This window comes from Haematobacter genomosp. 1 (genome assembly GCF_002196855.1).
GTDB lineage: Bacteria > Pseudomonadota > Alphaproteobacteria > Rhodobacterales > Rhodobacteraceae > Haematobacter.
Map to the genome: position 1 here is coordinate 141,294 of NZ_NIPW01000010.1, position 12,112 is coordinate 153,405.

11 protein-coding genes and 1 tRNA gene are annotated in these 12,112 nt (G+C 66.9%); 6 read left to right on the forward strand and 6 right to left on the reverse strand.

Annotation, left to right across the window (positions count from 1 at the left end):
• Window positions 1-7: 7 nt before the first annotated feature.
• Genes CDV49_RS06965 through CDV49_RS06975 form a run of 3 tightly spaced genes read right to left on the reverse strand, consistent with a single transcriptional unit; the run spans window position 8 to window position 1,632 of the window.
• Window positions 8-529: a GNAT family N-acetyltransferase gene (locus tag CDV49_RS06965; RefSeq protein ID WP_088214832.1), complete on the reverse strand. Its 522-nt coding sequence runs from the start codon at window positions 527-529 to the stop codon at window positions 8-10.
• Window positions 519-761 carry an NfeD family protein gene (locus CDV49_RS06970; protein ID WP_088215031.1) on the reverse strand — a complete coding sequence of 81 codons (243 nt, stop codon included), beginning with the start codon at window positions 759-761 and terminating at the stop codon, window positions 519-521. Before CDV49_RS06970 ends, CDV49_RS06965 begins: the two co-directional genes overlap by 11 nt.
• Before the next feature lie 19 nt (window positions 762-780).
• Entirely contained in the window at window positions 781-1,632 is an 852-nt protein-coding gene (locus CDV49_RS06975) for an SPFH domain-containing protein (protein WP_373447789.1), read from the reverse strand.
• 202 nt (window positions 1,633-1,834) lie between these two features.
• On the opposite strand from CDV49_RS06975, the gene CDV49_RS06980 reads away from it, so the two are divergent.
• Window positions 1,835-3,088 (forward strand): DNA polymerase IV, encoded by a 1,254-nt coding sequence (locus tag CDV49_RS06980; RefSeq protein ID WP_088214834.1) that lies wholly within the window; start codon window positions 1,835-1,837, stop codon window positions 3,086-3,088.
• 89 nt (window positions 3,089-3,177) lie between these two features.
• On the opposite strand, the gene CDV49_RS06985 is transcribed toward CDV49_RS06980, so the two are convergent.
• Both CDV49_RS06985 and CDV49_RS06990 read right to left on the reverse strand, forming a co-directional pair.
• Entirely contained in the window at window positions 3,178-3,756 is a 579-nt protein-coding gene (locus tag CDV49_RS06985) for a hypothetical protein (RefSeq protein ID WP_088214835.1), read from the reverse strand.
• Between the two features lie 18 nt (window positions 3,757-3,774).
• Window positions 3,775-4,647, reverse strand: a complete 873-nt coding sequence (locus tag CDV49_RS06990; RefSeq protein WP_088214836.1) for an N-formylglutamate amidohydrolase — start codon at window positions 4,645-4,647, stop codon at window positions 3,775-3,777.
• A gap of 139 nt (window positions 4,648-4,786) precedes the next feature.
• Between CDV49_RS06990 and CDV49_RS06995 the strand changes: the two genes are divergently transcribed.
• A tRNA-Val gene (locus tag CDV49_RS06995) sits at window positions 4,787-4,861 on the forward strand.
• A 65-nt stretch (window positions 4,862-4,926) separates the two neighbouring features.
• Window positions 4,927-5,052 (forward strand): type B 50S ribosomal protein L36, encoded by a 126-nt coding sequence (ykgO, locus tag CDV49_RS07000; protein ID WP_035712875.1) that lies wholly within the window; start codon window positions 4,927-4,929, stop codon window positions 5,050-5,052.
• Window positions 5,053-5,245: 193 nt separating this feature from the next.
• Here ykgO and CDV49_RS07005 read toward each other — a convergent pair whose 3' ends face one another.
• Window positions 5,246-6,985: a glucan ABC transporter ATP-binding protein/ permease gene (locus CDV49_RS07005; protein WP_088214837.1), complete on the reverse strand. Its 1,740-nt coding sequence runs from the start codon at window positions 6,983-6,985 to the stop codon at window positions 5,246-5,248.
• A 155-nt stretch (window positions 6,986-7,140) separates the two neighbouring features.
• Between CDV49_RS07005 and guaB the strand changes: the two genes are divergently transcribed.
• Genes guaB through CDV49_RS07020 form a run of 3 tightly spaced genes read left to right on the forward strand, consistent with a single transcriptional unit; the run spans window position 7,141 to window position 12,062 of the window.
• Complete coding sequence (gene guaB / locus CDV49_RS07010; RefSeq protein ID WP_088214838.1) at window positions 7,141-8,589, forward strand: IMP dehydrogenase; 1,449 nt, start codon at window positions 7,141-7,143, stop codon at window positions 8,587-8,589.
• Window positions 8,590-8,591: 2 nt separating this feature from the next.
• Window positions 8,592-9,746, forward strand: a complete 1,155-nt coding sequence (locus tag CDV49_RS07015; RefSeq protein ID WP_088214839.1) for an RsmB/NOP family class I SAM-dependent RNA methyltransferase — start codon at window positions 8,592-8,594, stop codon at window positions 9,744-9,746.
• A 39-nt stretch (window positions 9,747-9,785) separates the two neighbouring features.
• Entirely contained in the window at window positions 9,786-12,062 is a 2,277-nt protein-coding gene (locus CDV49_RS07020; protein ID WP_088214840.1) for an ATP-binding protein, read from the forward strand.
• Window positions 12,063-12,112: the final 50 nt, after the last annotated feature.

Below are 12,112 nucleotides of genomic sequence, written 5' to 3' on the forward strand. Positions count from 1 at the left end.
CGGCCGATCATGCGGGAAGGCCGAAGGCGGGGTGATAAAGCGCCTTGCCCTTGGGGGGAGGTGTCCAGATCGCGCGGACGAGGACGTGTTCGGGCGGGATGCCGGGAACCGTCACCTGCGGGGCCGCGACGAAGCCGAAACGGCCATAGTAATCCGCGTCTCCCACCACGACATAGCCCGCCGCATCCTCATCCAGACGGGCGAAGGCCGCGCGGATCAGCGCCGTGCCGATGCCCTTGCGTTGCAGGTCGGGGCGGACGGAGATGGGGCCAAGGCCCAGCCAGACGGAGCCGTTGGCCATGGTGACCGGCGAAAACACCAGATGTCCGATGATGCCGCCGCCCGCCTCGGGGGTCCGGTCCTCGGCCACGAGGGAGGAGAGGAGAACGCCGTCGGCCCTGAGATCGTGCACGATCTGCGCCTCGTTCCCTGCGCTTTGCGGATGCCCAGCGAAGGCGGCGGTGATCAGGCGGTTGATGGCATCCACATCGTCGGGTCGCTCCGGGCGGATGGCGAATTCAGTTGTCATTGATGTCCCGCTTCCAGATTTTCACCTCGCTCCGCCGCCCGAAGATCCGCCTGAGCAGCAGCCACCCGGCAAGGGACAGGAACGCGAAGAGGAGCCAGATTATCGCCGTTCCCCCGAGCGAGGGAAAGAGCAGAAGGGCCAGACCCGTCAGCATCCCCCCCATGGCGAAGCCGAGGAACACCCAGCCGGGGATCAGCACCTCCACGCCCGCCAGCACGATGGCTCCGATCATCCAGACCCACCAGGCCACGTCACCCGCGCCCCTTCAGCATGCGGAAGGCGTTGGCGAAGGCCTCCACCGCGTCGGCAGGCAGGACGACGGTCTGATTGCCCGCACCCTTCGCCATCGTGGCCAGTGCCTCCACCTGTTTCAGCGCGACCTGATACTGCGCGGCCTCCAGCCCGTTGTCGGCAATGGCGCGGGCGACGACCTCCGTCGCATAAGCCTCGGCATCGGCACCGATCCGGCGCGCCTTTGCCTGCTGCTCCGCCGCATAGAGATCGGCATCCGACGCCAGTTCCACCGCGCGTTTGCGGCCTTCCGCCTCGGTGACCTGCGCACGGCGCGCGCGTTCGGCGTTGAGCTGCTGGAGCATGGCGGCGCGCGTGGCCTCGTCGAGGTTGACGTCGAGTATCTCTGCCCGCGTCACCTCGATTCCCCAGTCGTCCACGATATTGGCCAGCGACTCGCGGATTTTCTCGATCAGACGGGCACGGTTCGACTGCACCTCGTCCAGTTCCATCGTGCCGATCTCCGCCCGGACGATCCCGGCGACGGTGGTGGCGATGGCGGCATCCACATCCCGGATGCGATAGACGGTCTTTTCCGGCTCTATGATGCGATAGAACACGCTGGTTTCGACCTGAAGGAGCACGTTGTCCGCGGTGATCGCATCCTGCCGCGCCACGGGAAGCTGCCGCTCCAGCACGGAGATCTTGTGCGCCACACGGTCGAGGAAGGGCACGATCAGGTTGATCCCCGGCCCGAGAACGGCATGGAGCCGCCCGAACCGCTCCACCACGTATTTCTCCGACTGAGGCACGATCCTGACCCCAAGGAAGATGCACAGGATGACGAAGGCGGCAATGCCGATCATCACCATTTCGCTGCCACTCAGCCTGTCAGGAAACATCCCGCCCTCCGCTTTGGTGTGCAGAGAGTTGCCGCAATCGCGGTCCGCGGCAAGGGTCCAAAGGCCCGACCTGTGTTTCGGGGGAGCAGGACGCGCATGTGGTCTGCCGGCCCGGCGATGGGGGGCTATTCATCACCGGGCGCCCGCGCGATAATGGCGCAGGAGGCCCGAGATGCCCGCATTGTGCCGCGATTGCCTCACGCCCTTCGACGCGGGCCGGCGATGCCCGGCCTGCCGGAGCGCGCGCGTGCTGTCGCATCCCGAACTTTTCACGCTCTCCGTCGCGCATATGGACTGCGACGCGTTCTACGCCAGCGTGGAGAAGCGGGATGATCCGAGCCTCGCCGACCGTCCGGTGATTGTGGGCGGCGGGAGCAGGGGCGTGGTCTCCACCTGCTGTTACATCGCGCGCATACAGGGCGTGCGGTCGGCCATGCCCATGTTCCGCGCGCTGAAGCTTTGCCCCGACGCGGTGGTCATCAAGCCTCGGATGCAGGTCTATGTCGACGTCTCCCGCAGGATGCGCGCGATGATGGAGGACCTGTCCCCGGCCGTGCAGCCCCTGTCGCTGGACGAGGCATTCATCGACCTCACCGGGACGGAACGGCTGCATCATGCACCGCCCGCGGTGATGCTGGCGCGGCTCGTGCGGCGGATGGAGGTGGAGCTTGGCCTGACCGGCTCCGTCGGCCTGTCGCACAACAAGTTTCTCGCCAAGATCGCCTCGGACATGGACAAGCCGCGCGGGTTCTCCGTGATTGGCAGGGCGGAGACGCTGGATTTCCTCGCCGATAGGCCGATCCAGCTCATCTGGGGCGTTGGCCCCGCATTTCAGGAGGCGCTGGAGGGCGTGGGCATCCGCACGTTCGCAGACCTGCGCCGCTGGAGTCGGGAGGACCTCTCCCGCCGCTTCGGCCCTTCGGGGGAGCGGCTCTGGCATCTGGCCCGCGGGGAGGATCACCGCCCCGTCACGCCGCATGCGCCGGTCAAGTCCATCTCGCGGGAGACGACGTTCTTCGAGGACATCTCCGACCGTGACCTGCTGGAGGGCCATCTGTGGCGATTGGCAGAGCAGGTTTCCGACCGGGCCAAGGCACGCGATCTGTCAGGGCGTACGGTCACGCTGAAGCTCAAGCGCCACACCCATGCGATCCTCACGCGGAGAGAGACGCTCCGCGAGCCGACCCAGCTTGCCGACAGGATCTACCGCACGGCGCTGGAGCTTATGGCCCATGTGAAGGACGCGGGGCCGTTCCGCCTGCTGGGTGTCGGGCTCAGTGATCTCATGCCTGCGGGCAAAGGCGATCTGACCGTCGATCTCTTCGATCCGAGCGCCGCGCGGCGGGAACGGGCGGAGCGCGCGACCGACAGCATCCGCGCGCGGTTCGGACAGGACGCGATCATCCGGGGCAGGGCGCTTCGCTAGCCTCCCGCCGCAGGCGATCGGATGCGAAGGGTCAGAACGGGGGTCGCGGGGGGCGTCCCCCGCGCCTTGTTCCCCATCTGCGGTGGCTGTCAGGCGCAGAACATCCGGCTCACATAGATGCGGTCTTCGCCTGAATTGTAATAGCAGTAGCCGTTTTCGTTCCGCTGGTACCGGCGCGCCGTCGTATCGGACTTATCCCGGTTCTGCTGCAGCGTTTCGCCCCAGGCACAGGCGAAGCCATCCCCATCGGGATCAAGCCCATACGTGTCGCGTTCCGGCCCGCCTGCCGCCAGAAAGACCCGCTGTGCCGCGGCGGGAGAGGTGAACTCCCCGCAACTCCGCTTCATTCCCGGCTCGCCCGGGCGGGGGAAGCGCGGCTTGCCCACGGCGCTTGCCGAGATGTTGCCCAGATGCCGCCCTCCGAAGCGCATCTGCCCGCGCGCGCCCAATTCGGCTTCCACTATCATCAGATCGGTTTCGGACGGCGGCTGTCCCTGCACCTCCCAGAGCCGGAAGATCGGCAGGCGCTCATAGCGGGCCGAGAGGGTGGCAGGGTCCGGCCTTGCGGGCGCACAGGCGGCAAGACCGAGCAAGGCCAGAAACGCGAGCCTTTTGGCGGGACGGGGTAAAGCGCCGGCCCGGCGGGCCGCACGGCAGAGAGATGGCATGGGTGTGTTCCTGTCCGGCTATTCCGCGGCGTGTCGCCGCTCGCCTCCAGCAAAATCGCTGGCGCCTGCCGCGATGCCCGCGGCTACCCTGTCGATCAGCGTCTGAAAAACCGGGTAATCGTCGCTTTTCCTGAGGGTGCGTTCGTTCATGTAAAGCCCACGGTCCACTTCGATCTGGATCACGTGCCGATTGCGCGTGGGATTGCCGTAGGTCTGCGTGATGTAGGCCCCGGCGAACGGCATGTTGCGCAAGACCCGTAGGCCCTCTGCCGCCAGCAGCGATTCGACCATCTCGACCAGCCGCCCGTCGGCGCTCGAGCCGAACCTGTCGCCCAGGACCACATCGGGACGACGCCCGGCGGCGGAGAAGTGATTCTCCACGGCCTCCCGCGGCATGGAGTGGCAATCGATCAGGAGGGCCGTGCCGAAGCGGGCGATCGTTCCCTCCACCAGTTGTCCCAGGCGCGTGTGATAGGGCCGCCACCAGAGCTGGATACGCTCCTCCGCCGCGCTCCGCGACATCTTGCCGGAAACGATGGCCCGCCCGCCCGCGACGACCCGGGGAATCACCCCCAGACCCGATGATATGCGGGGATTGTGCGCGACGTGACGCACCCCTTCGATCAGGGCGGGGTCGAGTTCGTCGCTGTTGCGGTTGAGGTCGATGAAGGCGCGCGGCATGGTCGCGGCGATCAGCGGCGCCCCGTGCAAAGGCGCGCAGGACCACAGTTCATCCACGAAAGCATCCTCGGAAGACCGGATCGCGCGTCCGTCGAGCAGCGATGCATTCAGGAACGCATCGGGATAGTGTCTCCCGCTGTGAGGCGAGGAAAACACAACCGGCGTGGTCTGCGTGGAAGGCTCCGTCAGGATATAGGGGGCAGGGCTCATCGCGGTCTCCATCAAAAACGAATATAGTGCGATGCAGGTTCTGTCCAAAAGCCCTTGAACACCTTCGCGAGTCCTTTTATAGACCCGCCAACCGACAAGGACCGCCGGTTTCGCAGGAAGCTGCGGTCAGGGTCGGGTGGGGCGCGTAGCTCAGCGGTAGAGCACTACGTTGACATCGTAGTGGTCACAGGTTCGATCCCTGTCGCGCCCACCATTTTCACCGCCCATATGGGCAATCTGTTTCAAGGCGCACGCCGCGCCGCGAATGGGAGACGACCGATGAAGGTCCGCAACTCGCTCCGCTCGCTCAAGCAGCGTCACCGCGATTGCCAGATCGTGCGCCGTAAAGGCCGCGTCTACGTGATCAACAAGACGCAGCGCCGCTACAAGGCCCGTCAGGGCTGAGGCGGGAGCCACAGGACAGAACATGAGCGGCCGCCGGGAAACCGGCGGTCGTTCGCTTTTCCGGGCGGGGATGGCCCGCCCTCGAGAGGGGTAGGGAAAATGACAGGGGCAGGGAAAAGCGCCTGCCCTTGCCGCACCTCCGGTCGGAGAAATTGGGTGCGGCGTCCGGGTGCGGTGCTTTCAGCGCAGGGCGCTACTCCTCCTTGGGTTCGACGATCTCACCTTCCTCCACCAGATGCTGGAACAGTCCACCCGCATGGGCGAGGTCGTGGAACTTGCCGTCCTCCACGATCCGCCCCTGATCGAGCACGAGAATCCGGTCCGCATTCGCAACGGTGGAAAGCCGGTGAGCGATGACGAGCGTGGTGCGGTTCGCGCGGAGCTTGTCGATCGCCCGCTTGATCTTGGCCTCCGTTGCGGGGTCGAGGGCGGAGGTCGCCTCATCCAGAATGAGAATCGGCGCGTTCTTCAGCACCGCGCGGGCAATGGCGATCCGCTGGCGCTCGCCGCCCGAGAGCGCATTCCCGCGCTCGCCGATCACGAAGCCATAGCCGCCGGGCTTGCGTGTGATGAACTCATGCGCCTCGGCCAGTTCCGCCGCCTGCTGCACCTCCGCATCAGTGGCGCCGGGCCGGCCGATGCGGATGTTCTCGGCGATGGAGCGGTTGAACAGCCCGGCCTCCTGGAACACGACGGCCACGTTGTCGCGGAGGGATGACAGGGTGATGTCGGCGATATCGCGGCCATCGACGGTGATGGTGCCGGAATCGGGTTGCCGCAGCCGCTGGAGCAGGGCGAGCGTCGTCGTCTTGCCGGAGCCGGTCGGGCCGACGAGGGCCACCGTCTGCCCCGGCAGGGCCTCAAAGGTCAGGTCGAAAACGCCCTGATCGCTGTCGGGGAAGCGGTAGGTGACATGGTGGTAGGCCACGTGGCCAAGCACCAGACCCACCAGCGGTGTCGCGTCGGGCGGGTCGATCACGTCGGCGCGGGCGTCCAGCAGCTCGAAATAGCTGCGGATCACCGGCGTCTGCCGAACCACGGTCGAGACGAAGCTGGAGAGCCTGTCCAACTGCCCGACCAGCAACCCCGCAAAGGCCGCGAAGGAGACGATCTGCCCCACCGTGATCTCTCCCCGCTGGGCCAGCACCGCGCCCACGCCGAAGATCACCACCATGGTGATCGTCGCCGCCGCGCGGGTCAGCACGGTCATCAGCCCCCACCATGTCAGCACGGGATACTGGGCGGAGAGCAGCGTGTCGATCAGCCCGCGCATGGCCTGCATCTCGGAGGCGAAGCGGCTGTAACTCTGCACCACGGTCACGTTGCCCAGCACATCGCCCACCCTGCCGAACAGGCTGCCGGAATTCTTCTCCACCTCCGCCTGGCCGATGCGGGTTTTGCGGATGACGAGCACGTTCAGCACCAGATAGACGATCCCCAGCAGCGCCAGCACTCCCGCCATGGTGGCGTTCAGGCGGATTGCGGTGGGGATCATCAGCAGGATGCCCGCCAGCGCCGTCAACTGCTCCCGCAGCACGCCCAGCCAGACGACGAAGAGCGCATCCGTCCCCGCGAGGATGGAGCGCACCACCGCTCCGCTGCCCTTCCGCGCGTGATAGCTGATGGGCAACGTCATGGCGGTGGAGAATGCATCCCCCAGCGCCGCCATCCGCCGGCGATGCGCGAGCCTGTCCGACGCGATGGCGACGACCGCACCCGCCACGATGCCGAACAGCCCGAAGGCCGCCCAGATGCCGATGAGCTGAAAGGCATTGGACCCTTCGGCCAGCCGGTCCACCATCCGTCCGAACAGGATCGGCTCGGCAAGCTGCACCACGGCTAGGATCACCCCCGACAGCGCCAGCGAAAGGGCGAGCCAGCGTTCCGGCAGCAGGAGCGCGATGGTCCTGCGGTAGATTTCCTGCGGCGTCATCCTGTCCCGTTCCTGCGCGTTGCGACGTTCCGTCGGGATATCTTGCGCATCATGCCCCCGGCGACCATCTGCGTTTTATCCTTTTCTTCTCCCGTTCGGCGTGAAATAGGGAAGCGCCAAACGATCACTCCCCCCGCCGCCCTAAGGAGGTCTCCATGGAGATTCGTGAGGCTCTCACCTTTGATGACGTATTGCTGGTTCCCGCCGCGTCCAGCGTGCTGCCGTCAGATGCCGATACATCCACCTTCGTCACCCGCAGTGTCCGGCTGAACATTCCGCTGCTCTCCTCCGCGATGGATACCGTGACGGAGGCCCGCATGGCCATCGCCATGGCGCAGGCGGGCGGGATCGGCGTGATCCACCGCAATCTCGGCATCGATGAGCAGGCCGATCAGGTCCGCCGGGTGAAGCGCTTCGAATCGGGCGTCGTCTACAAGCCGATCACCCTCACCCCGGATCAGACGCTGGCCGATGCGAAGGCTTTGCAGGAGCAATACAACGTCACCGGCTTCCCCGTGGTGGACGGGGAGGGGCGCGTCGTCGGCATCGTGACCAACCGCGACATGCGCTTCGCCTCCGATGACCGCACCCCGGTCCGCGCGATGATGACCGCCGACAATCTCGCCGTGCTGCGGGAGCCTGCGGATCTCGATCTCGCCAAGAGCATGATGAAGGCGCGGCGGATCGAGAAGCTGCTGGTCACCGACGGTCAGGGCAAGCTCACCGGGCTGCTCACGCTGAAGGATACCGAAAAGGCCGTGCTGAACCCGAACGCGACTAAAGATTCGCTGGGCCGCTTGCGCGTGGCCGCGGCGAGCACGGTGGGCGATGCGGGTTTCGAGCGCTCGGCCGCGCTGATCGACGCGGGCTGTGACCTGATCGTCATCGACACGGCGCATGGGCATTCCATCTCTGTCGCGCAGGCGGTGGAGCGGGTGAAGAAACTCTCGAACGAGGTGCAGGTCGTCGCGGGCAACGTCGCCACGGCGGAGGCCACGCGCGCGCTCATCGACGCGGGGGCGGATGCGGTGAAGGTGGGCATCGGCCCCGGCTCCATCTGCACCACGCGCATTGTCGCCGGTGTCGGCGTTCCGCAGCTCACCGCCATCATGGATGCGGCCGGGGCTGCCGGCGGCGTGCCGGTCATCGCGGATGGCGGCATCAAGTTCTCGGGCGACTTCGCCAAGGCGATCGCGGCGGGTGCCTCCTGCGCCATGGTGGGCTCGGCCATCGCCGGAACGGATGAAAGCCCCGGCGAGACGATCCTCTACCAGGGGCGGTCCTACAAATCCTATCGCGGCATGGGCTCTCTCGGCGCGATGGCGCGGGGGTCTGCCGACCGCTACTTCCAGAAGGACGCGGCCTCCGACAAGCTGGTGCCCGAAGGGATCGAGGGGCAGGTGCCCTACAAGGGCACGGCGGCTGCGGTGATCCATCAACTCGTCGGCGGCCTGCGTGCGGCGATGGGCTATACCGGCAACCGCACGATCGAGGAGATGCGGACCAACTGCAGCTTCGTCCGCATCACCGGGGCCGGGCTGAAGGAAAGCCACGTGCACGACGTGCAGATCACCCGCGAGAGCCCCAACTACCGGATCGGCTGACCGTGACGCCCGCCGCCCGAATCGCTGCTGCCATCGCAGTGCTGGACGAGATCCGCGCAGGCGATGCCGCAGAGCGCGCGCTCACCAACTGGGCGCGCCGCAGCCGTTATGCCGGTTCGGGGGATCGGGCGGCGGTCCGGGATCATGTGTTCGATGCGCTCCGCTGCCGGCGGTCCTTCGGCTGGCTCGGCGGTGGAGAGGACGGGCGCGCGCTCATGCTGGGCGCCCTCCGCGCCGGGGGGGAAGACCCGTCGGTGATGTTCACGGGCGAGGGCCACGCGCCCGCCCCGGTGACCGCAGATGAGGAAGGGCAGTCCCTCGCCACCGCGCCGGAGGCCGTCCGGCTGGATACGCCGGACTGGCTGGTGCCCGACCTGAAAGCCAGCCTCGGTGATGATTTTGCCCCGGTGATGGAGGCCCTGCGCCATCGTGCGCCGGTGTTCCTCCGTGCCAACCTCGCCCGTACGACACGGGATGAGGCGGCCCGTGCCCTGGCGGAGGAGGGGATCGAAACACGCTCCTCGCCGCTGGCCGAGACCGCTCTCGAAGTCACGGCCCGTGCCCGTGCCGTCTCCGGTTCCGCCGCTTATCGTGATGGGCTGGTGGAGCTGCAGGACGCTGCCTCCCAAGCCGTGGTAGAGGCGCTGCCGAGGGGGGGGCGTGCCCTTGATTACTGCGCGGGCGGCGGGGGCAAGTCGCTCGCTCTAGCGGCGCGCGGGGCAGAGGTCTTTGCCCATGACGCCGACCCCGGACGGATGCGCGACCTTCCCGCGCGGGCAGAGCGTGCGGGCGTCCGCATTACCCAGTTGCAGGCGATGGATCGCGCCGCTCCCTTTGACCTCGTGTTGACGGATGTTCCCTGTTCCGGTTCGGGAAGCTGGCGCCGCGCGCCGGAGGGGAAATGGCGGCTGACGGGAGATATGCTGGAGCGGCTGGAGCAGACACAGGCCGCCATCCTTCGCCGCGCAGCCCCGCTCGTCGCTCCGGGGGGCGTGCTGGCCTATGCCACCTGTTCGCTGCTCGAGCGGGAGAACGCCGCCCAGATCAGGCGCTTCATGGCCGAGGGCACGGGCTGGCATCTCGCGGAGGAGCACCGGTTCACGCCGCTCGACGGTGGCGACGGTTTCTACCTCGCCGTTCTGCGACACAAGCCATAGTTGAAAAATCCACGATTAACCGGATCTTAACCCTCGTCGGTGTCCAAAGGGGTGTGGCGGCAGGGGGTGAAGGTGTCGGGGCAGCGGATCGGGATCATGGAGCGGACGGGGCTTTGGCAGACGGGCCTGTTGGCAACGTTCGGACTGCTCGCCTGGGCAGGGGGTGAGGTTCTCCACACCCGGCCCGGCGTTCTGCATGCGGTGGCTGCCGCGCTTGGGCTCGTGGCGATGATCTTGGCTGCGATGACCGGGGTTCGGTTGCTTCAGAAAGGCCAGCGTGGCCAGTGGCTCATGCGCCTTCCGGGGATGGAGGCAGGTCCGGCCGCGATCACCGATGAGAGGGGGCGGATCCTCTCGGCGAACACAGCGGCCGGCACGGGCGAGACGCTTGTGGAATTGCTCCATCCGCTGCTGCTTGAGCCGCAGGCCGCCTGGGCACGGCTCGCCTCGGGGGGGCACGCGGATTTCCCGACGGCGCGCGGAACGCTCCGCCTCACTGCGCTTCCTCTGGATGCCGGCCTGACGCTGTGGTGCTGGAAGGATGGACTTGCCGATACCCTGCCGCTCCCGGCCTGCACCCTGGCGGCCGATGGGCGCGTTCTGCATGTCAGCCCCACGCTCCGGGAGCTTCTGGGGCTGCGCCCGTCACGGATCTCCGACATGTTCGCGACACCGCCCCGCAATGGAGAGGAAACGCGGCTCATCACGGCGAAGGGGCCGCTTGCCGTTCTGGTCCACGACCTGCCCTCCACGGGGGATCGCCGGGTCTTGCTGCTGCCCATGGAGGAGCCTGCCTGCAACGCCAGCGGTTCTGCCGAGGATCTGCCGGTCGCGTTGCTGGAACTCGCGCCTGACGGAAGGGTGCTCTCTGCCAACCGCGCCGCTCGGGAAATCCTCTGCCCGCCGGAGGGGGAGGCCCTGCTGCACGACCTCGTGGAAGGGCTTGGCCGCCCTGTGAGCGACTGGATTGCCGATGCGATGGCAGGGCGGACACTCAACAAGCCGGAGATCCTGCGTGCCTCCCGGGCCGGTCGCGAGTTCTACGTGCAGATCGTCCTGCGCCGCGTGCGGAACGGCGGCCGCATGCGGCTCATCGCCGTGCTGAATGACGCCACCGAGCATCAAAACCTCCAGTCGCAGTTCATCCAGAGCCAGAAGATGCAGGCGATAGGCCAGCTCGCCGGTGGTGTGGCGCATGATTTCAACAACCTGCTGACCGCGATTTCCGGCCATTGCGATCTCCTCCTGCTCCGTCACCGGCCCGGTGACCCGGAGTTCGCCGATCTGGAGCAGATCAGGCAGAATGCCGATCGTGCGGCGGGGCTCGTACGGCAACTGCTCGCCTACTCGCGCAAGCAGACGCTTCAGGCCGAGGTGCTGGATCTGCGGGCCGTGCTGGCCGACGCCATGCATCTGCTGAACCGGCTGGTGGGGGAGCGGGTGCGGGTGATCTTCCGCAATGACGATGCGCTCCGCCTTGTGCGTGCCGACAGGCGGCAGCTTGAGCAGGTGATGATGAACCTCGTCGTCAATGCCCGTGACGCGATCGGTGGTTCCGGCAACATCTGGGTGGAAACGGAAGCACTGCGGTTGAACGCGCCGCTGTCGCGGGACCGGGCGAGCGTTCCGGCTGGCGATTATTCCGTGATCCGCGTGCGCGATGAGGGAAGCGGTATCCCGCCCGACATGCTCACCAAGATCTTCGAGCCATTCTTTACCACGAAGCGGCCCGGAGAGGGGACGGGTCTCGGCCTTTCCACCGTTTACGGCATCGTGAAACAGTCGGGCGCCTTCATCTTCGTGGATTCGGTTCTGGGCGAAGGCACGACATTCACCCTCTATTTCCCGGTTCATATCGCCGCTCTGCGCGCGGAGCCAAAGCCGGCGCCTCCGAAACTTCCCCCGATCCAGGCAGGCGGCGTGGTGCTGCTGGTGGAGGATGAGGCGCCCGTACGCGCCTTCGCCGCCCGTGCGCTCCGGCTGAAGGGGTTTACCGTGCTCGAGGCGGACAGCGGGGACGCCGCCCTTGCCCTGACGTCGGAGCCCGATTTGCGCATCGACGTGATTGTGAGCGATGTCATCATGCCCGGCATCGACGGGCCCACCTGGGTCGCCAGGGCCATGCATCAGCGACCCGACATGCGGGTGATCTTCGTCTCCGGCTATGCGGAGGAGTCGTTTGGCGAAATCCGCGCCCGGATGCCGAATTCTACTTTCCTGCCGAAGCCGTTCTCCCTCGCCCAGCTGACCGAAGCGGTGAGCGCGGAGGTCGGTCGCCGGCCCGTGACGGAGGCAGAACTGGAACCGGTGGCCTGAGAGCTTCCGGCAGTCCGACTTCCGAGCGCTGCGCCATATCGGTGGCCGGT

Excerpts from the sequence above, each read along its gene's own strand:
- CDV49_RS06970 (WP_088215031.1), bottom strand. The coding sequence starts at position 761 with ATGATCGGAGCCATCGTGCTGGCGGGCGTGGAGGTGCTGATCCCCGGC.
- CDV49_RS06965 (WP_088214832.1), bottom strand. The coding sequence starts at position 529 with ATGACAACTGAATTCGCCATCCGCCCGGAGCGACCCGACGATGTGGAT.
- CDV49_RS06975 (WP_373447789.1), bottom strand. The coding sequence starts at position 1,632 with ATGGTGATGATCGGCATTGCCGCCTTCGTCATCCTGTGCATCTTCCTT.
- ykgO (WP_035712875.1), top strand. The coding sequence starts at position 4,927 with ATGAAGGTCCGCAACTCGCTCCGCTCGCTCAAGCAGCGTCACCGCGAT.
- CDV49_RS06980 (WP_088214834.1), top strand. The coding sequence starts at position 1,835 with ATGCCCGCATTGTGCCGCGATTGCCTCACGCCCTTCGACGCGGGCCGG.
- CDV49_RS07005 (WP_088214837.1), bottom strand. The coding sequence starts at position 6,985 with ATGACGCCGCAGGAAATCTACCGCAGGACCATCGCGCTCCTGCTGCCG.
- CDV49_RS06985 (WP_088214835.1), bottom strand. The coding sequence starts at position 3,756 with ATGCCATCTCTCTGCCGTGCGGCCCGCCGGGCCGGCGCTTTACCCCGT.
- CDV49_RS06990 (WP_088214836.1), bottom strand. The coding sequence starts at position 4,647 with ATGAGCCCTGCCCCCTATATCCTGACGGAGCCTTCCACGCAGACCACG.
- guaB (WP_088214838.1), top strand. The coding sequence starts at position 7,141 with ATGGAGATTCGTGAGGCTCTCACCTTTGATGACGTATTGCTGGTTCCC.